Annotated in this window: 22 protein-coding genes, 1 tRNA gene and 1 riboswitch; of the genes, 10 read left to right on the top strand and 13 right to left on the bottom strand. The window is 73.0% G+C overall.

Features of this window, described 5'->3' with window-relative positions:
• Positions 1-108: 108 nt before the first annotated feature.
• Together AC6H2I_RS08175 and AC6H2I_RS08170 are read right to left on the bottom strand one after the other, a co-directional pair.
• The gene (locus tag AC6H2I_RS08175) at positions 109-1527 is read right to left on the bottom strand and encodes an NAD(P)H-hydrate dehydratase (RefSeq protein WP_497500099.1); all 1419 of its coding nucleotides are present in this window, start codon (positions 1525-1527) and stop codon (positions 109-111) included.
• 236 nt (positions 1528-1763) lie between these two features.
• Positions 1764-1839: transfer RNA gene (locus AC6H2I_RS08170), tRNA-His, on the bottom strand.
• A gap of 328 nt (positions 1840-2167) precedes the next feature.
• On the opposite strand from AC6H2I_RS08170, the gene AC6H2I_RS08165 reads away from it, so the two are divergent.
• Together AC6H2I_RS08165 and glnA are read left to right on the top strand one after the other, a co-directional pair.
• Positions 2168-2506: a P-II family nitrogen regulator gene (locus AC6H2I_RS08165; RefSeq protein ID WP_445599612.1), complete on the top strand. Its 339-nt coding sequence runs from the start codon at positions 2168-2170 to the stop codon at positions 2504-2506.
• A gap of 278 nt (positions 2507-2784) precedes the next feature.
• The gene (gene glnA, locus AC6H2I_RS08160) at positions 2785-4194 is read left to right on the top strand and encodes a type I glutamate--ammonia ligase (protein ID WP_497500098.1); all 1410 of its coding nucleotides are present in this window, start codon (positions 2785-2787) and stop codon (positions 4192-4194) included.
• Between the two features lie 174 nt (positions 4195-4368).
• On the opposite strand, the gene AC6H2I_RS08155 is transcribed toward glnA, so the two are convergent.
• Positions 4369-5766 carry a calcium-binding protein gene (locus AC6H2I_RS08155; RefSeq protein ID WP_497500097.1) on the bottom strand — a complete coding sequence of 466 codons (1398 nt, stop codon included), beginning with the start codon at positions 5764-5766 and terminating at the stop codon, positions 4369-4371.
• A 154-nt stretch (positions 5767-5920) separates the two neighbouring features.
• Between AC6H2I_RS08155 and AC6H2I_RS08150 the strand changes: the two genes are divergently transcribed.
• Both AC6H2I_RS08150 and AC6H2I_RS08145 read left to right on the top strand, forming a co-directional pair.
• Positions 5921-6211 (top strand): hypothetical protein, encoded by a 291-nt coding sequence (locus tag AC6H2I_RS08150; protein ID WP_497500096.1) that lies wholly within the window; start codon positions 5921-5923, stop codon positions 6209-6211.
• A 78-nt stretch (positions 6212-6289) separates the two neighbouring features.
• Complete coding sequence (locus tag AC6H2I_RS08145) at positions 6290-6670, top strand: hypothetical protein (protein ID WP_497500095.1); 381 nt, start codon at positions 6290-6292, stop codon at positions 6668-6670.
• A 33-nt stretch (positions 6671-6703) separates the two neighbouring features.
• On the opposite strand, the gene AC6H2I_RS08140 is transcribed toward AC6H2I_RS08145, so the two are convergent.
• On the bottom strand, positions 6704-7807 hold the full coding sequence (locus AC6H2I_RS08140) for a TRAP transporter substrate-binding protein (protein ID WP_497500093.1): 1104 nt from the start codon (positions 7805-7807) through the stop codon (positions 6704-6706).
• Between the two features lie 170 nt (positions 7808-7977).
• Positions 7978-8055: riboswitch (SAM riboswitch) on the top strand.
• 95 nt (positions 8056-8150) lie between these two features.
• On the opposite strand from AC6H2I_RS08140, the gene AC6H2I_RS08135 reads away from it, so the two are divergent.
• The 4 genes from AC6H2I_RS08135 to AC6H2I_RS08120 are packed head-to-tail and all read left to right on the top strand — an operon-like array spanning position 8151 to position 11315.
• Entirely contained in the window at positions 8151-9137 is a 987-nt protein-coding gene (locus tag AC6H2I_RS08135; protein WP_497500092.1) for an aliphatic sulfonate ABC transporter substrate-binding protein, read from the top strand.
• A 13-nt stretch (positions 9138-9150) separates the two neighbouring features.
• On the top strand, positions 9151-9993 hold the full coding sequence (locus AC6H2I_RS08130; RefSeq protein WP_497500091.1) for an ABC transporter permease: 843 nt from the start codon (positions 9151-9153) through the stop codon (positions 9991-9993).
• Between the two features lie 3 nt (positions 9994-9996).
• Complete coding sequence (locus AC6H2I_RS08125; protein WP_497500090.1) at positions 9997-10770, top strand: ABC transporter ATP-binding protein; 774 nt, start codon at positions 9997-9999, stop codon at positions 10768-10770.
• A 20-nt stretch (positions 10771-10790) separates the two neighbouring features.
• Positions 10791-11315 carry an OsmC family protein gene (locus tag AC6H2I_RS08120; RefSeq protein WP_497500089.1) on the top strand — a complete coding sequence of 175 codons (525 nt, stop codon included), beginning with the start codon at positions 10791-10793 and terminating at the stop codon, positions 11313-11315.
• A 38-nt stretch (positions 11316-11353) separates the two neighbouring features.
• On the opposite strand, the gene AC6H2I_RS08115 is transcribed toward AC6H2I_RS08120, so the two are convergent.
• From AC6H2I_RS08115 to AC6H2I_RS08105, 3 genes are all read right to left on the bottom strand, one after another.
• Positions 11354-11695 carry a tRNA-binding protein gene (locus AC6H2I_RS08115; protein ID WP_497500088.1) on the bottom strand — a complete coding sequence of 114 codons (342 nt, stop codon included), beginning with the start codon at positions 11693-11695 and terminating at the stop codon, positions 11354-11356.
• Between the two features lie 160 nt (positions 11696-11855).
• A complete protein-coding gene (locus tag AC6H2I_RS08110; RefSeq protein ID WP_497500087.1) occupies positions 11856-12290 on the bottom strand; it encodes a phasin family protein in 435 nt (144 codons plus the stop codon).
• A 191-nt stretch (positions 12291-12481) separates the two neighbouring features.
• A complete protein-coding gene (locus AC6H2I_RS08105) occupies positions 12482-13165 on the bottom strand; it encodes a TetR family transcriptional regulator (protein ID WP_497500086.1) in 684 nt (227 codons plus the stop codon).
• 129 nt (positions 13166-13294) lie between these two features.
• Between AC6H2I_RS08105 and recJ the strand changes: the two genes are divergently transcribed.
• On the top strand, positions 13295-15085 hold the full coding sequence (gene recJ / locus AC6H2I_RS08100; protein ID WP_497500085.1) for a single-stranded-DNA-specific exonuclease RecJ: 1791 nt from the start codon (positions 13295-13297) through the stop codon (positions 15083-15085).
• 24 nt (positions 15086-15109) lie between these two features.
• Here recJ and AC6H2I_RS08095 read toward each other — a convergent pair whose 3' ends face one another.
• Entirely contained in the window at positions 15110-16012 is a 903-nt protein-coding gene (locus AC6H2I_RS08095; RefSeq protein WP_497500084.1) for a DMT family transporter, read from the bottom strand.
• A 137-nt stretch (positions 16013-16149) separates the two neighbouring features.
• On the opposite strand from AC6H2I_RS08095, the gene AC6H2I_RS08090 reads away from it, so the two are divergent.
• On the top strand, positions 16150-17580 hold the full coding sequence (locus tag AC6H2I_RS08090; RefSeq protein ID WP_497500083.1) for an aminotransferase-like domain-containing protein: 1431 nt from the start codon (positions 16150-16152) through the stop codon (positions 17578-17580).
• Here AC6H2I_RS08090 and pqqE read toward each other — a convergent pair.
• The 5 genes from pqqE to pqqA all read right to left on the bottom strand — a co-directional run bounded on the left by pqqE (position 17538) and on the right by pqqA (position 20844).
• Positions 17538-18662 carry a pyrroloquinoline quinone biosynthesis protein PqqE gene (pqqE, locus tag AC6H2I_RS08085; RefSeq protein WP_497500082.1) on the bottom strand — a complete coding sequence of 375 codons (1125 nt, stop codon included), beginning with the start codon at positions 18660-18662 and terminating at the stop codon, positions 17538-17540. The two genes, AC6H2I_RS08090 and pqqE, sit on opposite strands and share 43 nt — an antisense overlap.
• Positions 18659-18955 (bottom strand): pyrroloquinoline quinone biosynthesis peptide chaperone PqqD, encoded by a 297-nt coding sequence (gene pqqD / locus AC6H2I_RS08080; RefSeq protein ID WP_497500081.1) that lies wholly within the window; start codon positions 18953-18955, stop codon positions 18659-18661. The genes pqqE and pqqD overlap by 4 nt, the downstream gene beginning before the upstream one ends.
• Positions 18952-19728 carry a pyrroloquinoline-quinone synthase PqqC gene (gene pqqC, locus AC6H2I_RS08075; RefSeq protein WP_497500080.1) on the bottom strand — a complete coding sequence of 259 codons (777 nt, stop codon included), beginning with the start codon at positions 19726-19728 and terminating at the stop codon, positions 18952-18954. Before pqqC ends, pqqD begins: the two co-directional genes overlap by 4 nt.
• The gene (gene pqqB / locus AC6H2I_RS08070; RefSeq protein ID WP_497500079.1) at positions 19725-20660 is read right to left on the bottom strand and encodes a pyrroloquinoline quinone biosynthesis protein PqqB; all 936 of its coding nucleotides are present in this window, start codon (positions 20658-20660) and stop codon (positions 19725-19727) included. The genes pqqC and pqqB overlap by 4 nt, the downstream gene beginning before the upstream one ends.
• Positions 20661-20763: 103 nt before the next feature.
• Positions 20764-20844 carry a pyrroloquinoline quinone precursor peptide PqqA gene (gene pqqA, locus AC6H2I_RS08065; protein ID WP_497500136.1) on the bottom strand — a complete coding sequence of 27 codons (81 nt, stop codon included), beginning with the start codon at positions 20842-20844 and terminating at the stop codon, positions 20764-20766.
• Between the last annotated feature and the right edge of the window lie 360 nt (positions 20845-21204).

Genomic DNA, 21204 nt, shown 5'->3' with positions numbered 1-21204 from the left:
ATCACCGGCTGCGCCCGCCGGCCCGGGCGCCCCGATCCGTGCGCCTCGGCACCGGCGCCCCGGCTCAGGCGGCCGGGCCGGCCGGCCTCGGGCGGCGGATGGTCGGGCTCACGCCGCCTCGGACAGCGCGCGCAGCACCGTCGGCAGGGCCTCCGGCAGGTCCTCCGCGATCAGGCCGGGGCCGACCGCGCGGGCCGCTTCGCCGTGCAGCCAGACCGCCGCGCAGGCGGCGTCGAAGGCGGCCATCCCCTGGGCCAGCAGCCCCAGCGCCAGCCCCGCCAGCACGTCCCCCGATCCCGCGGTGGCCAGCGACGGCGGGGCGTTGGCGTTGATGACCGCCCGCCCGTCGGGCGAGGCCACCACCGTGTCGGCCCCCTTCAGCAGAACCACCGCACCGCACCGCGCCGCCGCCGCGCGGGCGCGCGCCAGCTTGGCCCCGGTGAGGTCGAACAGACGCGCGAACTCCCCCTCGTGGGGGGTGATCAGGCAGCGCTCGTCGAGGCGGTCGAGCAGGTCGTCGGGAGCGTCGGCGAACACCGTCAGGGCGTCGGCGTCGAGCACGCAGGCCTTCTCCGCCGCCAGCGCCGCCAGCACCCGTGAGCGGGTGGCCGGCTCCGTGCCCGCCCCCGGGCCGAGCAGCACCGCGTTGCGCCGGGCGTCCTTCAGCAACGCCGCGAACGCCTCGGGCGGGCAGGCCACGGACACCAGCCCGGCGCCGGTGCGCAGCGCGGCGCGCGCCGCCAGCCGCGCCGCCCCGGTCATCCGGCCGCCGCCCAGCACCACGGCATGGCCGCGCGCGTATTTGTGGGCGTCGAGGGCGGGCCAGGGAAAGGCGGCGCGCCACAGGGCGGGCCCGTTCTCCCATTGGCGCGGCTTGATCTCGGCCAGCACCCCCGGGGGAATGCCGATGTCGGCCACCACCGTTTCGCCGCAGAGCCCGCGCCCGGGCAGCAGCAGATGGGCCGGCTTCTTGCGGAAGAAGGTGACGGTCAGCGCCGCCTGGGGCGCCACCCCCGGCTCGGCTCCGCCCAGAACGGCGCCGGTGTCGCCCAGCACGCCGCTGGGAACGTCCACCGCGACCACGGTCGCCCGGCGCGCCACCAGCGCCTCCACCAGCGCCCGCGCGCCGCCCTCCAGCGGGCGCGACAGGCCGGCCCCGAACAGCGCGTCGACCACCAGCGGGTCGCCGTCCAGAAGCGCGACCGCGGGCTCCTCCACCGGCCCCGTCCACCGGGCGGCGGCGGCGGCGGCATCCCCCTTCAGGGCGTCGCGCTCTCCGGCCAGCGCCAGCGCCACCGGCCAGCCCGCCTCCTGGAGACGCCGCGCCACGACGAAGCCGTCACCGCCGTTGCTGCCGGGTCCGCACAGCACCACGGTGCGCCGGGCCGGCCACCGCGCCTGGATCTCCCGCGCCACCGCCGTGCCGGCGTTCTCCATGAGCACGCCACCGGGCACCCCCGCGGCCACGGCGAGGGCGTCGGCCCGGTACATCTCGGCAACGGTCAGCAGCGCGCTGTCGAGGCCCATGGCGCGATCCCCCCGTGGCGGTCCTCTTGGTTCCTTGGCCGGCAGCGTGCGGCACGTGGCGCCCAGAATCAAGGAAGGGCTGCCGCCGCCCCTGCCCGTCCAATGGGCAGATCACGCGCGGCCGCGCGGCCGCGACGACGGCGCAACCGCCTGCAAGGGCGCGTCACCGCGACAGGGCCCCTGACGCGGACGGGCGGCCACGGGACCGCGATGCGGATGGGGAGGGGAAAGGGGACTGGGGCGACGGATGGGATTCGAACCCACGACCACTCGGACCACAACCGAGGGCTCTACCAACTGAGCTACCGCCGCCGCAGTGGAGGCGTTCTATGCCCCAAGCCCGGCGCCCCGGTCAAGGGGGTTTTTGCCGGGGCCCGGTGTTTTTTCCCGTGGCCCCGGCGACCGGCGGTCCGCCCCGGGGCGGCGTGGCCCGGCTTGCGTCGGCTGCCCAAATATCGTTCACTTTGCCGCGTTCGGAAGCAGGCACATGCCGTCTCCTTTGGCATCGCCCGAAAGGAGGAGGCGATCGGTGCCGTTCGAGTGGCCCCCCGCCGCTGGCACGATCCATGCTTACCCGAAGGTTCGCTGGCGGTGCGCGGACGGCGCCTGCCGGCGTTGGCACCTCGTACACGAGAGACCCATGAAGAAGATCGAAGCCATCATCAAGCCGTTCAAGCTCGACGAAGTGAAGGAGGCGCTTCACGAGGTCGGCATCAAGGGCATCACCGTCACCGAGGCCAAGGGCTTTGGCCGCCAGAAGGGCCATACCGAGCTCTATCGGGGCGCGGAATACGTGGTCGACTTCCTGCCGAAGGTGAAGATCGAAGTGGTGATGGAGGACGCCCTGGTCGAACGCGCGATCGAGGCGATCCAGCAGGCCGCTCACACCGGCCGGATCGGCGACGGCAAGATCTTCGTCACCCCCGTGGAGGAGGTGATTCGGATCCGCACCGGCGAAAAGGGCGCCGACGCGATCTGATCGGTGGCGCCTGCGGGCGCCCGATCGGCCGACCCCTCCTTTACCGTTCGTGACGAGCCCATCGGTCATGCCACTCCTCGCCGCCACACACCGTCCGCCTTGTGCCCCGACGGTGACATCCCCGGATCCGAGACGGTGCCTGCGGGCCATCCGAACGGTGCCGGATTGTGCGGGGCGGGGAGCCGTGACATAAACAACGCCGCCAGCGCCGCACCCGCCCCGCAAGGCCGGACCGACGTTCGCGGGAACCAAACCTTCTAAAGCGTGGAAGATACGATATGTCCGACATCAGCAAGGTCTTCGACCTGATCAAGGAGCACGACGTCAAGTACGTGGATCTCCGCTTTACGGATCCGCGGGGCAAGCTGCAGCACACGGCCCAGCACGTGTCGACGATCGACGAGGACGTCTTCGAGGACGGCATCATGTTCGACGGGTCGTCGATCGCCGGCTGGAAGGCCATCAACGAGTCGGACATGGTCCTGCAGCTCGACGCGACGACCGCGGTCATGGACCCGTTCGCGGCGCAGCCGACGCTGAACATCATGTGCGACGTCTTCGAGCCGTCGACCGGCCAGCCCTACGACCGCTGCCCGCGCGGCATCGCCAAGGCGGCCGAGCGCTACATGGCGCAGGCCGGCATCGGCGACACGGCGTTCTTCGGCCCCGAGGCCGAGTTCTTCGTGTTCGACGACGTGAAGTTCCAGGTCGACATGCACAAGGTCAGCTACTCCTTCGACTCCGAGGAAGGCCCTTACACCTCGGGCAAGGAGTACGAGGACGGCAACCTGGGCCACCGCCCGGCGATCAAGGGCGGCTACTTCCCGGTCCCGCCGATCGACTCCGCCAACGACCTGCGCGCCGAGATGCTGAGCGTGCTGGCCGAGATGGGCGTGCCGGTCGAGAAGCACCACCACGAGGTGGCGCCGTCGCAGCATGAGCTGGGCATCAAGTTCGACACGCTGGTCCGCACCGGCGACAACATGCAGCTCTACAAGTACGTCGTCCACAACGTGGCCCACGCCTACGGCAAGACGGCGACCTTCATGCCGAAGCCGGTGTTCGGCGACAACGGCTCGGGCATGCACTGCCACCAGTCGATCTGGAAGGAAGGCCAGCCGCTGTTCGCCGGCTCGGGCTACGCCGACCTGTCGGAGCTCGCGCTGTTCTACATCGGCGGCATCATCAAGCACGCCAAGGCGTTGAACGCCTTCACCAACCCGACCACCAACAGCTACAAGCGTCTGGTGCCGGGCTACGAGGCCCCGGTGCTGCTGGCCTACTCGGCCCGCAACCGCTCCGCCTCCTGCCGCATCCCCTACGCGACCTCGCCGAAGGGCAAGCGCGTCGAGGTGCGCTTCCCGGATCCGGGTGCCAACCCGTACCTGGCGTGCGCCGCCATGCTGATGGCCGGCCTCGACGGCATCCAGAACAAGATCCACCCCGGCGACGCGATGGACAAGAACCTGTACGACCTCCCGCCCGAGGAGCTCGCCCAGGTCCCGACCGTCTGCGGTTCGCTGCGCGAGGCCCTGGACAGCCTGAAGGCCGACAGCGCCTTCCTGCAGAAGGGCGACGTCTTCTCCGCCGGCATGATCGACGCCTACATCGATCTGCGCATGGAGGAGGTCATGGCCTTCGAGACCAGCCCGCACCCGATCGAGTACAAGATGTACTACTCGATCTAATGGTCTGCCGCCGCGGCTTTCCGGGCAGCCGGAGCGCCGCGGCGCAGATCTCGGTCGCCTCCCCGGCGGCACGACAACGCCGGAGCGGGTTCGCCGCTCCGGCGTTTTTGTGCGTCCGGTGTTGTCGTGCGTCCGGTGTTGTCGTGCGTCCGGCGCTGTCGTGTGGCCGGCGTTTCAGACGAACGCGATGTCGCCGTCGTCCAGCGCCCGCACGCCGACGATGCGGATCGCCAGCAGTTCCCCGTCGTAGCCGTGCACATAGGCGGTGAGCGCGTCGGCGCCGGCGTCCGCGGCGTAGGCGATGGTGCCGGGGGTGGAGCGGAAGCCGCCCGCCGCGACGATGGTGGCGGTGCCACCGCCGAACCCGGTCAGCTCGATGCGGTCCTCCCCGTCCACGAAGTCGGTGATGGTGACGCCCGGGTCGGTGCGGGTCGGATCGGACTCCCCGGCGCCAGCGACGATGAACCGGTCGGCACCGTCGCCGCCGGTCACCGTCGGCCCCCATGGCGGTCCTGAGTAGGGAGCCAGGGAGGCCGCGATGTGGAGGTCGTCACGGCCGGCCCCGCCGTCCATGACGTCCTGGCCGCCACCCCACAGGGTGTCGTCGCCATCGCCACCGTGCATCCAGTCGATCAGCGGCGACCCCTTGAGCAGGTCGTTGCCCTCCCCGCCCTCCATCCGGGATCCGTAGCGGGCGAAGCGGGAATAGGGCAGGTCGTCCCACGCCGGCGCCCCGGTCGCATCGATGGTGTCGTTGCCGGCGTCGCCGTGGATCCCGCCGATCCGCGTGCCCGTCAGGTCCAGCCAGCCGCCCATGGTGTTGACGATGACGAGGTCGTCGCCGGCCCCGCCGTAGACGGTGTCGGCCTGCTCGCCGACGCTCATCACCGTGTCCGCCGTCCAGATGGTGTCGTCGCCGTCGCCGCCCAGCAGCAGGTCGCTGCCGTTGCGCCCGAACAGGAAGTCGTTGCCGACGCCGCCGTCCAGGGTGTCGGCGACATCGCCGCCGGCCAGCCCGTCGTCGCCCTCCTCGCCGAACACCAGGTTCGGCTCGCTGGTCAGATAGCCGCCCTCCAGGATGTCGTCGCCGGCGCCGCCGTAGATGGTGTCGGCCCCCGTGCCGTCGAGCACCCAGTCGTTGCCGTCGCCGCCGTAGGTGAGGTCGTCGCCGCGGTTGCCGCACAGCCAATCGTCGCCGGCGTCACCGACGATCGTGTCGTTGCCCTGGCCGCCGAAGATGGAGTCCACGCCGTCGCCGCCGACCACCAGGTCCGACATCATGTTGCCGTAGAGCGCGTCGTTGCCGAGCCCGCCGGACACCAGGTCGTCGCCCTGGCCGCCGAACAGGGTGTCGTCACCGGCGTCCCCCAGCAGGGTGTCGGCCGCGACGTTGCCGTACTGGACGTCGTTGCCCTCGGCCCCCGACAGCAGGTCGTTGTCGTACCCGCCCCACAGGGTGTCGTCGCCGCCGCGCCCCAACAGGGTGTCGTTGCCGTCGGCCCCCTCGATCCAGTCGCCGTCCGCGCTGCCGTTCAGCCAGTCGTCGCCGGGTCCGCCCGTGATCGTCGCCATGCCCCGTCCTTCTCCCGCACCGGGCGACCGCCCGCCTTCGGGGAGAGATTATCGTATGCGTGCGGTTCTTCAACCCTGGGCCGCCGTGACCAAACGCCGGGGGCCGTGGCATACTGCGGCGGTCCGGTCCCCAACAGCGTCTGCCCTCGGCCCCATGCCCCACCGCTCCCGCTCCCCTCGCACCCCCGCCCTGATCGCCGCCCTGTGCGCCACCCTGTGCGCCACCGCCGGTCCCCCGACCGCCGGGGCCGCCAGCGTCTCGGCCGCCCAGGCCGAGGCCAAGGAGGCGGCGCGCAGCGGCAACTGCACGCCGACCAAGGTCGAGGTGCTGCGCTACGCCGTCGGCCGCGAGGCGGAGACGGTGTTCAAGGTGAACTGTTCCGAGGACAAGGACGCCTTCGTGCTGGTGCAGTGCCGCTCGCGCACCTGCGTGCTGCTGCGCTGAGCGCATTCACCCCTTGTTAACGCGGGGCTGCGCGCAATGGCCCGATCCCGTCCCCAGCGCCCGCGCACCGGAGGTTCCATGCCCCTGCCCCGCCGCTTCGCCCGCTCCGGTCCGGCCGGCCTGCTGGCCGCCGCGGCGCTGCTGGCGGGCTGCACCACCCCGGTCGTGGTCGCCGGCACGGCGGCCGACGCGGTGTCGCTGACCTCCACCAGGAAGACGCTGGTGGATCACGCCGCGTCGGCGGTGACCGGGATGGACTGCTCGGTCATCGGCCTCAACGAGACCGGGCGGTACTGCACCGAGGCGATGGTGGTCGACCGCTCCAACGTCTACTGCTACCGCACCCTGGCGGACGTCGACTGCCACCACATCCCCGACCCGTTCCGCAACGGGCAGACCGCGCTGGCCAGCCCGCCGCCGGTGCTGAAGCCGGCGGGCGAGCGCGGCATCTTCGACTGAACGGCCGCCCCGCCGGACGCCGGGGCGGCGCCGTCAGTCGCGGTGCCGGTGGGAATAGACGAAGTTCTCGAACGTGTTCTCGGCGACCCGGAACCACAGGTACTCCTCCTCCCGGAACGCCTTCCAGGACTGGTACAGGGTCCGGAACCGGGGATTCTCCGCGGCGATCTCGTCGTAGAGAGCGAACGCCGTGTCGTGCGCCGCCGCCATCACCTCGCGCGGGAACGGCCGCAGCACGGCGCCGCCGCCGACCAGCCGTTTCAGGGCCGCCGCGTTCAGCGCGTCGTATTTGGCCAGCATCCAGGTGTTGGCCTCGGCACAGGCCTGCTCGAGCACCGCCCGGTAGGGCGCCGGCAGCGCCGCCCAGGCGTCGAGGTTGATGAGCAGCGGGATCTGCGCCGACCCCTCCCACCAGCCGGGATAGTAGTAGTGCTTCGCCACCTTGTGGAAGCCGAGGCGCTCGTCGTCGTAGGGGCCGACGAACTCCGCCGCGTCGATGGTGCCGCGCTCGAGCGCCGGATAGATGTCGCCGCCGCCGATCTGCTGCGGCACGACGCCGAGCCGCTCCAGCACCCGGCCGGCCAGGCCGCCGATGCGCATCTTCAGCCCCTTGAGGTCGTCGAGCGAGGCGATCTCCTTGCGGAACCAGCCGCCCATCTGCGCCCCGGTGTTGCCGGCAGGGAGCAGGGTGACGTTGTAGTCCTTCAGGAAGGCCCGCACCATCGCCAGCCCGCCGCCGTGGATCTGCCACGCCATGTGCTGGCGCGCCGTCAGGCCGAACGGCAGCGCGGTGTCGAAGGCGAAGGCCGGGTCCTTGCCGACATAGAAGTAGCTGGCGGATTGCCCGCACTCCACGGTGTTGTTCTGGACCGCGTCCAGCACCTGGAGCGGCGGCACGATCTCGCCCGCCGCGTAGGCCCGGATCTGGAAGCGCCCGCCCGTCGCCTCGGCCACCCGGCGGGCCACCATGTCCGCGGCGCCGAAGATGGTGTCGAGGCTCTTGGGGTAGCTCGACGCCATCCGCCACCGCACCTCCGGCCCGCCCTGGGCCGCCGTCGGCCCGGTCACCGCCATCGCCCCGGCCATCGCCCCCGCGGCCGCGCCCGCCCCGGTGCCGAGAAACGCCCGTCTCTTCATCCGTCGCCTCCTGCCGTTCCACGCCCCGCTGCGGAGTCTTCAGCGCCCCGCCCTGGCCGGCCATTAGGAAAGCTGGCGCGCGCCGGCGCAAGGGAGAACGCCTCCCGAAAAAGACATTATGTACGTGTTGAATATTTTCGGGTTGACGGAATTTCACACACTGCTTAGAAGTGGTTTCACGCGCCGATTTGAGCAAACAGCTTGCGGGCGCGCTACAAATGCAGCTAAAGCGCCGGGCGACCGCCCAGCCGCCGGGCTGCGGCGGGCGAGATCCTTCCCCCGCCTCCCGACAACGACCAACCGGCCGCCGCCCAAGGCGGCCGGACCTCCGGAGGTTACCCCCATGTCCCTGTTGCTGTCCCGCCGCGCCCTGATCGCCGCGGCCCTGGCCGCCGCCGCCACAGCCGCCGCCCCGTTTCCCGCCGCCCGCGCCGGGCAGCCGGACGAGATCCGCCTGGACTACGCGTACTACAACCCGGTCTCGCTGGTCCTCAAGGAGAAGGGCTGGCTTGAGGAGGCGTTGGCGCAGGACGGCATCGGCGTGCGCTGGGTGCTCAGCCTCGGCTCCAACAAGGCGCTGGAGTTCCTCAACGCCGGCGGCATCGACTTCGGGTCGACGGCGGGCGCGGCGTCGCTGATCGGGCGCATCAACGGCAACCCGATCAAGTCGATCTACGTCTATTCCAAGCCGGAGTGGACCGCCCTCGTCACCCGGCCCGACACCGGCATCGCCCGCGTCGCCGACCTCAAGGGCAAGCGCATCGCCGTCACCCGCGGCACCGACCCGCACATCTTCCTGGTGCGCGCCCTGGCCGACGCCGGTCTGACCGACCGCGACGTCAAGCTGGTGCTGCTGCAGCACCAGGACGGCCGGCTGGCCCTGGTCAACGGCAACGTCGACGCCTGGGCCGGGCTCGACCCGATGATGGCCCAGGCCGAGCTGGACGGGGAAGGCACCCTGTTCCACCGCAACGCCGCCGCCAACACCTGGGGCATCCTCAACGTCCGCGAGGCCTTCGCGGCCGAGCATCCCGAGCTGGTCGCCCGGGTGCTGGGCGCCTACGAGAAGGCCCGCGCCTGGTCGCTGGCCAACCCCGACGGGCTGAAGGCCATCGTCGCCGCCGCCGCCCGCCAGCCCGAGGCGGTCATCGCCCGCCAGCTCGAGCGCACCGACCTGACCAACGCCGCCATCGGCGCCGCCCAGGAGCGCACCATCGTCGACGCCGGGCTGGCGCTGCAGCAGGCGGGGGTGCTGACCGCCGACGCCGACGTCAAGGCGGCCGCCGCGGCGCTGATCGATCCTTCCTTCACCGCCGGCCTGAAGCCGTAAGGGGGGCGCGGCGGTGACGATCCTGACCGACAACGGCGCCGCCGCGCCGGCCGGGCGGGGGGAGGCGGCGCCGGCACCGGCGCGCGGCCGCGCCCTGCCGGCGGCGCTGGCCGGGCTGATCGTGCCCGCCGCCCTGGCCCTGGGCTGGGAGGCGGCGGTGGCGCTGGGCTGGAGCAGCGGCCGGCTGCTGCCACCGCCCAGCCGCATCGCCGCCACCCTGTGGGACCTCGCGCGCTCCGGAGACCTGGTGGTGCACGTCGCGGCCACCTTGTGGCGGGTCGGCGCCGGCTTCCTGTTCGGGGTGCTGGCCGGCACCGCCTTCGGCGCGCTGACCGGCTATCTGGCCTCGGCGCGCCGCCTGCTCGACCCGACCTTCCAGGCGCTGCGCTCGATCCCGTCGATCGCCTGGGTGCCGCTGTTCATCCTGTGGTTCGGCATCTTCGAGACGTCCAAGGTGATCCTGATCGCCGTCGGCGTCTTCTTCCCGGTCTACCTCGCGCTGTCCGGCGCCATCCTCGACGTCGACCGCAAGCTGGTCGAGGTCGGCCGCATCTTCCGCCTGTCCGGGCCGGCGCTGGTGTGGCGGGTGCTGCTGCCGGCCACCCTGCCCAGCTACGTCATCGCCCTGCGCACCGGCCTGGGGCTCGGCTGGATGTTCGTGGTGGCGGCCGAGTTCATGGGGGCCAGCGAGGGGCTCGGCTTCCTGCTGGTGGACGGACAGATGACCGGCCAGCCGCAGACCATCATGGCCGCCATCGTCGCCTTCGCGGTGCTGGGCAAGCTGACCGACGGCCTGCTCGCCGCCGCCGCCCGCCCGTTCCTGCGCTGGCAGGACGGCTTCACGCCGGGAGGCTGAGCCATGCTGACCGTGGAGGCCCTCTCCAAGCGCTACCCCAACGGCCACCTCGCCCTCTCCGGCATCGACCTCCAGGTCCGCCCGGGCGAGATCCTCGGCGTGGTCGGCGGCTCGGGCTGCGGCAAGAGCACGCTGCTGCGCGTCATCTCCGGCCTCGACGCCGCCACGACGGGCCGCGTCGTGCTCAACGGCGCGCCGGTCGCCGCGCCGCGCGCCGAGATCGGCATGGTCTTCCAGGAGCCGCGGCTGATGCCGTGGCTGCGCATCCGCGACAACGTCGCCTTCGGCATCCGCCACCTGCCCAGGGCCGAGCAGGTGGCGCGCACCGAGGAGGCGCTGCGCCGGGTCGGGCTGATCGACGCCGCCGGGGCCTGGCCGCGCGAGCTGTCGGGCGGCATGGCACAGCGCGTGGCGCTCGCCCGCGCCCTGGTGGGGCGGCCGTCGGTGCTGCTGCTGGACGAGCCGTTCAGCGCGCTGGACGCGTTGACACGCTACGACCTCCAGGACCACCTTCTGGAGCTGTGGTCGTACGAACGGCCGACCATGGTGCTGGTCACCCACGACATCGAGGAGGCGCTGGTGCTGTCCGACCGGATCGTCGTCATGCAGCCGGCCCCGGGCCGCATCCAGACCGTGGCGACCCCGCCCCTGCCGCGGCCGCGCGACCGCGTCGACCCGCTGTTCGAGGACTGGAAGCACCGCCTGCTGGGTGAGTTGAGCCGGTCCTTCCGCGAGCGCCACCACGGCGACGAGGCCTTCCCGGCCGCCGCCATCTGAAGAAAGGTCCGAGGAGAGGAATGGACGCCCAAGCCCTGCGTGCGCTGCAAGCGCCGCTCAAGGAGACCTACAAGGACAACCCCGAGGCCGCCGTCGTCACCCTGAGAGCGAAGGGGGAGCTCGACGGCGCCGCCATCGCCTGCAAGGTCGAGACCGGCCGCGCCCTGGTGGAGGCCGGCCTGCACCCCGCGACCGGGGGGCCGGGCACCCAGGCCTGCTCGGGCGACATGCTGCTGGAGGCGCTGGTGGCCTGCGCCGGCGTCACCTTGAAGGCGGTGGCCACGGCGCTCGCCTTCGATCTGCGCGGCGGCACCGTGTCGGCCGAGGGCGACCTCGACTTCCGCGGCACGCTCGGCGTCTCCAAGGAGGCCCCGGTGGGCTTCCGCGCCATCCGCCTGCGCTTCGACCTCGACACCGACGAGCCGCAGGAGCGCATCGACAGCCTGACCAAGCTGACCGAGCGCTACTGCGTGGTCTTCCAGACCCTGGCCAGCCCGCCGCCGCTCTCCCTGGCGATCGCAACGGGGGCCGGCGGGACGGCGTAGCGCACGGCCCCGGGGGGTGGCGCCGCGCCGCCCCCCGGTCAGAACAGCCGGCCGCCGTTGGGCACGGCGAGGTCGGGCCGGATCAGCACCACCGCGCCGTCGGCGTCGGGCACCCCCAGCACCAGGCATTCGGAACGGAACTTGCCGATCTGCTTGGCCGGGAAGTTCACCACCCCCATGACCCGGGTGCCCACCAGGGAGTCCGGGGTGTAGTGCACGGTGAGCTGGGCCGAGGAGCGCTTGGTGCCGATCTCGGGCCCGAAATCGACGGTCAGCTTGTAGGCCGGCTTGCGCGCCTCGGGATAGGGCTCGGCGGCGACGACGGTGCCGACGCGCACGTCGACCTTCAGGAAATCGTCGAACTGGATCGTCTCGGTCACGGCGCACCCCCTCCTGCGGTTGTCCTTCGCACGAGATCCTGTCGCGCCGGTGCCGGGATCGCAACCGTCTCGGCGGCGCCGGCCGCCGATTTCCGCTCCCGGGCATGCGAAGGGCCGCCCCGGAGGGCGGCCCTTGCGTCGCGCGCCGGGGCGCGCTGGATCACTTCTTGGCGTGGGCGATGGCGCTCTTCAGCTCGTCCAGGCTCTCCGACACGCGCTTGGACAGCACCTCGGCCGCCTCGGCGTTGGACTTCGCCACCATCTCCGACAGCTCCTTGGTGTTGGACAGCGTCTTCTCGAAGGCGGCCTTGATCAGCTCGGCCTGCTTGGCGACCTTCTCCTCCGGCGAGCCGGCGGCGGCCATGTCCGACATCATGCTGCCGGCCTCCTCCAGCGCCTGGCGCATGATCTCCGCCTGGCGGCGCAGCACGGCCTGGAGGCCCTCCATGGCGAGCTGGTTGGCGGCGGTCACCGCCTCGATGTTCTTGCGCTGGCTGGCCAGCATGGACTCCATGTCGACGCCGGGCACCTTCATCTCGCCCAGCATCTTCGAGAAATTCATGTCCAGAAACGGATTTCCGGTCTGCATCGCCATAGTGCTCATCCCCGCATGAGAGGTGTGCCGGTTCCCCGGCACCGCCGCCGGTTGCATCCACCCCGCCCATCCGCGCGCGGCTTCAGCGATCCGCACAAATTATAGACAATCTTGCTGCATTGCAACAACGAACGATCGGCATCGTCCGCCGCGGCATCCAGCCGCATCGTCCGCCGCGGCATCCGGCCGCATCAGACGGCCGCGGCGGCCGGGTCGGACGGCGGCGGCGGGGCGGGCGCCGCGGGCGCGGCGGCGCGGCACAGGGTGGTCGCCCACGACTCGGCGCGGCGCAACTCGGCGTCCAGCGCGGCCATGGTGCGCCCGAGGTCGGCGGAATCGTCCTTGAGGAACACCCGCGCGGTCCGCGCGTACACGCCGCACAGCCCGGCCACCAGGACCGGCCCGCCGCGCCCGTCGGGGTCGATGCCGGCGGCCCGCAGCATCCACGCCATCGACCGCGCGAGCTGGCACGAGACCGCCAGCGCCGTCAGCGGCTCGGCGGGAAGGCCGCGGGCCACCGCGGCCAGGCCGGGGCGGTGCGGAACAAGCGCGTCGAAGCGCCGCATCAGCGCATCGAACAGGCGGTCCCGCGCGCTGTCCTCGCCACCCCCGGCGCCGTCCGCCGCACCGCCATCCACCGCACCGCCATCCATCCCACTGCCATCCGCCAGCACGGCCGCGTCGGCCTGGCGGGACACCCCGGCGAGAAGGGCGGCGCGGGTGGGGAAGCGGCGGTACATCTCGCCCAGCGGGACGCCCGCGGCGGCGGCCACCGCGACCAGGCCGGTGCGGCGCCAGCCGCGCTCCGCGGCCATGGCCATGGCGTGGTCGAGAATGCGGCGGGAGAGCGCGTCGTCGTGCGTGGCGGCGTCCATGGCGGGCTCCTCGGCTGGCGCAAGCGTCACCGCACCATCTGGGGCGGCGGCGGCGGCGCGGCAAGCGCGGTTGGCTGCGCCGGCCGCGATCTGCTATGGGAACGGTCCTCCTCACCGTGCCCAGGCCCCATGACCGAGACCCGCGGCTTCCTCAACGTCTCCCGCTCCCTCACCGGCCGGCTGTGGCAGGCGCGCGCCTGCGACGAGCGCATGGCCTGGGCGCTGGCCCAAGGACGGGGGCTGCCGGAGATCGTCGGCCGGGTGCTGGCGGCCCGCGGCGTGACCGAGGAGGCCTGCGACGACTTCCTCGCCCCCACCCTGCGCGCCCTGCTGCCGGATCCGTCGCGCTTCCATGACATGGACGCCGCGGCGGCGCGCATCGCCGCCGCCATCACCACCGGCGAGGCGGTGTGCGTGTTCGGCGACTACGACGTGGACGGCGCCACCTCGGCGGCGCTGCTGCGGCGCTTCTTCCGCGCCGCGGGCCGCGACCTCAGGGTCTACGTGCCCGACCGCATCACCGAGGGCTACGGCCCCAACGCCGCCGCCCTGCTGCGCCTGAAGGCCGAGGGCATGCGCCTGGTGGTCACCGTGGATTGCGGCGTCGCCGCCTTCGCCCCGCTGGAGGCGGCCGCGCAGGCCGGGCTGGACGTCGTCGTCATCGACCACCACGCCGCCGAGCCGCGCCTGCCCCCGGCCCTGGCCGTGGTCAACCCGAACCGCCTGGACGAGGACGGGAGCTACCGCACCCTGTGCGCCGCCGGGGTGACCTTCCTGGCGGTGGTCGCGGTGAACCGGGCGCTGCGGGCCGCCGGCTGGTACGGGCCGGACCGGCCGGAGCCCGACCTGATGGCGTGGCTGGACCTGGTGGCGCTGGGCACGGTGTGCGACGTGGTCCCGCTCACCGGTCTCAACCGCGCCCTGGTGTGCCAGGGGCTCAAGGTGATGGCGCAGCGCCGCAACCCCGGCCTGGCCGCGCTGGCCGACGTGGCCGGCGTCAAGGAGCGGCCCGACGCCTACCACGCCGGCTTCGTGCTGGGGCCACGGGTCAACGCCGGCGGCCGGGTCGGCGCCGCCGACCTCGGCGCGCGCCTGCTCTCCACCGACGACCCGACGGAGGCCCTGGAGCTGGCCCGCCGCCTCGAGGACCACAACGGCGAGCGGCGCACCGTCGAGGCGGCCGTGCTGGAGGACGCCATCGCCCGCACCGAGGCGCTGGGCGCGGCGGACGGCGGGCTGGTGTTCGTCGCCGGCGAGGGCTGGCACCCCGGCGTCATCGGCATCGTCGCCAGCCGCCTGAAGGAGCGCTACGGCCGCCCGGCCTGCGTCGTCGCCCTGGTCGAGGGGCCCGACGGCCGCGTGCTGGGCAAGGCGTCGGGCCGCTCGGTGCGCGGGGTCGACCTCGGCGCGGCGGTGATCGCGGCGCGCCAGGAGGGATTGCTGCTGGCCGGCGGCGGGCACCGCATGGCCGCCGGCTTCACCGTCGCCGCCGAGCGGATGGCCGAGCTGCGCGCCTTCCTGGCCAGCCGGGTGGCCGAGCAGATCGCCGCCACCCCCCTGGTGCCGACCCTGGAGCTGGACGGCGCGCTGGCGGTCGGCGCCGCCTCGGCCGGATTCGTGGAGACGCTGGCCCGCCTCGGCCCCTTCGGCACCGGCAACGCCGAGCCCCGCTTCGCCGTCGCCGACGCCCGGGTCGTGCGGGCCGATGTGGTCGGCACCAACCATGTGCGCTGCATCCTCTCCGGCAGCGACGGCGGCCGTCTCAAGGCGATCGCCTTCCGCGCCCTGGAGAGCGAGCTGGGCCGTGGCCTGCTGGCCTCGGGCGGGGCGCCGCTGCACGTCGCCGGCGTGCTGCGCGCCGACCGCTGGAACGGGCGCGAAGGGGTGCAGCTCCTGATCGACGACGCGGCGCGGCCGTAGCGGCGCGGCCCGGCACGCCCCTGGTCAGGCGAAGCGCCGGGCGCCGGCCACGCAGGCGACCACCACCACCGTCGCCCCCACCATGCTGCCGGCGACGGGCTCGCCCAGCACCAGCCCGGCAAGCGACAGGCCGAGGAAGGGCTGAAGGAGCTGCAACTGGCCGACGCCGGCGACGCCCCCCAGCGCCAGCCCGCGGTACCAGAAGACGAAGCCGACCAGCATGCTGAAGACGCAGACGTAGGCGACACCGAGCCATGCCGGCGCGCCGACGCCGGCCAGCCCGGCCGGCACGGTCCACACGGTCAGCGGCGCCATCACCGGAAGCGCCACGACCAGCGCCCAGCAGATCACCTGCCAGCCGCCCAGGCGGCGCGCCAGCCGGGCCCCTTCCGCGTAGCCGAGCCCGCACAGCACGATGGCCGCGACCATCATCAGATCGTCCCCGCCCCACGCGCCGGACCCGTCGCCGCCCCCACCACCGAGGCCGAGGGCGAAGCCCGCGACCGTCGCCCCGCCGACCGCCGAGAACAGCCAGAAGGCGGGCCGCGGCCGTTCGCCGCCGCGCAGCACGGCGAACAGCGCCGTGGCCAGGGGCAGCAGCCCCACAAACACGGTCGAGCGCGCCGCCGTCATCGTCTGGAGCGCACAGGCCGTCAGCAGCGGGAAGCCCACCACCACGCCCAGGGCCACCAGGACCAGGGCCGGAAGGTCGCGGCGCGCCGGGCGGGGCTGGCGCAGGGCGGCCAGCAGCGCCATCGCCAGCAGCGCCGCGACCACCGCCCGCAGGGAGGTCAGGAACAGCGGCGGGAGATCGGCGACCGCCACCCGGGTCGCCGGGAGCGAGCCGCTGAAGATGACCACGCCGACCAGCCCGCTGCCCCAGCCTGCAGCCCTCCCCCCGCTCCGCCCCTCGGTCCCCTGTGCCATCCCCGCGCCCTGCCCCGTGTCCGTTCCGTCGGTGCCTCCGGAGTACCGGGTCGGGCGTGGGGGCGCCAGAAACAGTGGCATACAATTTTGACAATCTGTATGGGTAGACTGTTCAGCACACTTTGCCGAGGTCACCCATGGCCGAGCGCGACGGAACCCGCACCGCGGCGGTGATGGACGCCGTCCGCCGCAAGATCGCCAGCCGGGCGCTGGGGCCCGGGGACCGCCTGCCCTCGGTGCGCCGTTTCGCCGACACCATGGCCGTGTCGCCGTCCACGGTGGTCGAGGCCTATGACCGGCTGGCCGCCGAGGGGGTGATCCGCGCCCGCCGCGGGTCCGGCTTCTACGTCACCGGCAGCGACCTGCCGCCGCTCGCGCTGGCCGGGACGGGAGGGCCGCGCGAGCGCGCGGTCGACCCGTTCTGGGTGTCGCGCCAGTCCCTCGACGCCGACTCCGCGCTCGCCAAACCCGGCTGCGGATGGCTGCCGGCGGCGTGGATGCCGACCGCCGCCCTGCGGCGCGGGCTGCGCGCGCTCGCCCGCGCCGACGACCGCGTCCTGTCGGAGTACGGCGGCGCGCGCGGGTCGCCGGCGCTGCGCCGGCTGCTGCTGGGCCGCTTCGCCGAGGAGGGGATCGCGGCGACGGCGGACCAGATCCTGCTGACCGCGTCGGGCACCCAGGCCATCGACCTGGTCTGCCGCTTCCTGCTGCGGCCCGGCGACGCGGTGCTGGTCGACGACCCCTGCTACTTCAATTTCCAGGCGCTGCTGCGCGCCCACCCCGTCCGCCTCGTCGGGGTGCCGATGACGCCGGAGGGCCCCGATGCCGCGGCGTTCGAGCGCCTCGCCGCGGCCGAGCGGCCGCGTCTCTACGTGACGAACGCGGCGTTGCACAACCCGACCGGCGCCAGCCTGTCGCCCCAGACCGCCCACCGCGTGCTCAGCGCCGCGACGGCCCACGGCGTCACCATCGTCGAGGACGACATCTACGCCGATTTCGAGCCCACGCCGTCCCCGCGCATGGCCGTGCTCGACGGGCTGCACCGCGTCATCCGCATCGGCAGCTTCTCCAAGACGCTCTCCGCCTCCCTGCGTTGCGGCTACATCGCCGGCCGGGCCGAGTGGGTCGACGGGCTGGTCGATCTCCAGGTGGCCACCGGCTTCGGCGGCCCCAGCCCCGTCGCCGCGGAGGTGGTCGCCGGCGCGCTCGCCGGGGGTGGATACCGCAAGCACATGGAGGCGCTGAGGCACCGCCTGGCCCGGGCCCGCGCCGACGCCGTCGCGCGCTTGGCGCCCCTCGGGCTGGTGCCCTGGACGCTGCCGCGCGGCGGATTCCTGTTGTGGTGCCGCCTGCCCGACGGCCGGGATTCCGCGGTCCTGGCGCGGCACGCCATGGCGCATGGGGTGCTGCTGGCGCCGGGCAACGTGTTCAGCGTCTCCCAGGCGGCGGCCGGCTTCCTGCGCGTCAACGTCGCCCAACTGGACGCGCGGACCATCGCCGTGCTGCGGGCGGGGCTGGCGATGCCTCAGGACGCCATCGACGACACCCCGGCGGCGGAATCACGGTAGCGCAGGGGCTGCTCGGCCGCCGCGTCCGCCTCGGCCAGTGCGGCGACCCGGTGGTGCAGGGGCGACAGCTCGCACACCGGGTCGGTCTGCCCGGCGTCGCCGGCGATGGCCAGCGCCTGGCAGCGGCAGCCGCCCCAGTCGATCTCCTTGCGGTCGCACTCGCGGCAGGGCGAGGGCATCCAGTCGGTGCCGCGGTAGCGCACGAACGCCTCGCCGTCGCGCCAGATGGCGCCCAGCGACCGCTCGTGCACCGTCTCGAACGGCAGCCCGGGGATGGTCTCGGCGGCGTGGCAGGGCAGCACCTTGCCGCTGGGGGTGATGTTCATGAAGCGGCGCGCCCAGCCGCCCATGCACGCCTTGGGACGCCGCGCGTAATAGTCGGGGACCACGTAGTCGACCACCAGGCGCCCCTTCAGCGCCGGCAGCCGCGCCCGCACCCGCTGGTCCATGTGCACCAGCTGCTCGCGCGACGGCATCAGCGCCGCCCGGTTCTGCAGCGCCCAGCCGTAGTACTGGACGTTGGCCACCTCGATGCGGCCGGCGCCGAGGTCCAACGCGAGGTCGAAGAAGTCGTCGACCCGCTCGATGTTGTGGCGCTGCACCACCGCGTTGACGGTCAGCGCCACCCCCGCCTCCACCACCTCGCGCGCCGCGCGCAGCTTGCGCGCGTGGGCGCCGGGCATGCCGGCGATGCGGTCGGCCTCGCCGTGGGTCGGGTCCTGGAAGCTGATCTGGACATGGGACAGGCCGGCGTCGCGCAGCCGCTCCAGCCGCGCCCGGTCCAGGGTGACGGCCGAGGTGATGAGGTTGACGTAGAGCCCGGCCTTGGCGGCGTGGCCGACCAGCACCTCCAGGTCGCGGCGCACGCAGGGCTCGCCGCCGGAGAAATGGATCTGCAGGGCGCCGAGCGCGGCCGCCTCGTCCAGCACCCGGCACCAGGTGGCGGTGTCCAGCTCACCCGACGTCGGCTCCAGGGCCAGCGGGTTGGAGCAGTAGGGGCAGTGCAGCGGGCAGCGGTGGCTCAGCTCCGCCAGCACCGCGACCGGCGGTTCGAGGCCGGGAGGGGTGGCTCGGTCGGTCATCGGATCACGAATCCCCGGTTGCGCAGGTCTTCCAGAAGTTCCAGCACGTCGCCGGCGATGTCGCCACGCGGCGCGTCGAAGGCACGGGCCAGCCGGTCGATGCCGGCGCCGACATCGGCGCCCTCGGCCTCGGCCGCGCAGGCCCGCACCGCCTCCAGCGAGGTCTCGTCGAGAACGACGACGCGCTCCGGCCCCAGCAGCACCCATTGGCCGCGGGTGCGGTCGTGGCGCAGGATGACTCCGGGCGCCAGGCGGACGCGGTCGCTCTCGGCGACCGGCGTGGCGGCGTTCACCGCCGGTACTCCGTGGCCGTCCGCCCCTCGGGCACGAAGGCGCCGGGCGGAATCAGGCCCGGCGTCACATAGGCGTGGTGCAGCGCGTCGAGCTGCGCCCACAGCACCTCGGTCTTGAAGCGCAGGGCGGCGATGCAGGCCTGCTGCTGCTCGGCGGTGCGGGCGTGCTCCAGCACGTACTCGAGCCCGAACTGCACGTCGCGCGGCGCCTCGTCGAGGCGCTTGCGGAAGTAGGACAGGGTGCTGGGGTTGGCGAAGGCGTAGTTCTGCTCGAACCCGGCGATGCGCTCGCGGTGGATGCCCGGCGCGAACAGCTCGGTCAGCGAGGACGCCACGCCCTCCAGCAGGGTGCGGTAGCGCACGAGGGAGACGTAGGCGTCCACCGCGAAGCGGGTGGCCGGCAGGATGCCCTGCAGCGAGCGGACGTAATCGCGGTCCAACCCCAACCCGTCGGTCAGGCGCAGCCACCGCTCGATGCCGCCGACCTTGGTCTCGTCGGCCTGCCCGTCCTCGCCCAGCCCGTCGTGGTCGAGCACCCGCTGCATCCAGTTGCGGCGCAGCGCCGGGTCGCTCATCCGCGCCATCAGGGTGAGGTCCTTGCGCGGAATCGACACCTGGTAATAGAAGCGGTTCAGGGCCCAGGCCTGGACCTGCCCGTGATCGAGTTCGCCGCCGTGCAACAGCCGGTGGAACGGGTGCAGATCATGATACTGCCGCTCGCCGACGGCGTAGAGGGCGCGCTCCATCTCCTCGCGCGAAAGCAGGCGGGTCATAGGGTCAGCTCCATGCCGTCGTGGGCGATCGTCCATCCCGCGTCCTCGGCGGCCCGGCGCTCGGCCGAATCCTCCAGCAGCGCCGGGTTGGTGTTGTTGATGTGGATGAACACCTTGCGGGCGACGTCGAGGCCCTGGAAGGCGGCGATGCTGCCATCCGCGCCGGACATGCACATGTGGCCCATGCGCTGGGCCGACTTGGTGCCGGCGCCGGTGCGGGCCATCTCGTCGTCGGTCCAGGTGGTGCCATCGAACAGCACCAGGGGCGCCCCGTAGAGGCGGTCGGCCAGCCAGGGCGGCAGCGCCGCGCAGCCGGGCATGTAGTAGAACGCCGTGCCGGCGGCGGGGTCGGCGACGCGCAGCGCCACCGTGTCCTCGGGCACGGAGCCGAAGCCGGGACCGGCGCCGGCGTCCTCCAGATAGAGCGCCACCTTGCCCGGCACCGCGAAGGCCTCGACCTCCAGCCCGAGCGGTTCGCCCGCGGCGTCGGCCGGGTGGAACGGCGTGCCCAGGGCCACGCCGCGGCGTGGCACCAGATCGGCGTTCAGAACCTGGAACACGGTGTTGGCGGCCAGCACACCGTGGACCCGGGCGGTGGCGTAGACGGCGAAGGGCTGGCTCTCCCGCAAGGACAGGAGACCGGCGACGTGGTCGATGTCGGCGTTGGTCAGCAGGGCCGCGGCGATCGGGCTGTGGCGCAGGCCGGCGCCCGCGGCCGGGTGCATCGACGGGTTGGCCTGGATCTGCGCCCGCAGGTCGGGCGACGCGTTGAGCAGGAGCCAACGCGCCCCGTCGGCGGTCACGGCCAACGAGGACTGGGTGCGGGGCCGGGCCAGCGGGTCGCCGGCCCGCGCCCGCCGGCAGCCGGGGCACGCGCAGTTCCACTGCGGGAAGCCGCCGCCGGCGGCCGACCCGAGGACGAGAATCTTCATGAACGCGTGTCCCGTGGCGTCGGGTCTCCGGTGCGGGCTGCCCGCCGGTCCATGGCGACCGGGACCGGCGGGCGGCCGCGCGGCTCGGGCGGCTCGGGCGGGATCAGAGATCCGCGCAGGCGTAGGCGTTGATCTCGTTGCCGACGGCGATCTCGACGATGGTGGGCTTGCGCCAGGTCTTCATGATGGTCGCTCCTTCCTCTGGGTGCGGCCGCTGCGGCGGTGACCGGATCGGACGGCCGCGCGGTGTTGTCCGGTCAGCACCAGTTAAACGCACGCGGGCGCATCGATCCATGCGACTTTGGTACGACCCCGTAAGTTAAGCTTGCAACACTGAGCAGGTGCAGCACAGTCTCCGCCGCCGCCGTGGCCGGCCGTATCGCCCGGTCCCGAGCAATGTCGGGGCCCGCCGCGCGTCAGTGCCTGGACGTCACGGCAGGATTTCAATCGGCGTTGCGTGGGGAACGACCCGCAAAATTGCCAGAACTTCCCGGTCCGTGATGGCAATACATCCCGCCGTCCAGTCCAGAAGGCGGTGCGGGGA

The sequence above is a fragment of the Azospirillum sp. NS33 genome, assembly GCF_059703765.1.
Note: the sequence above shows the minus strand (reverse complement) of the source record. Positions and strands in the feature narration are given on the sequence as shown.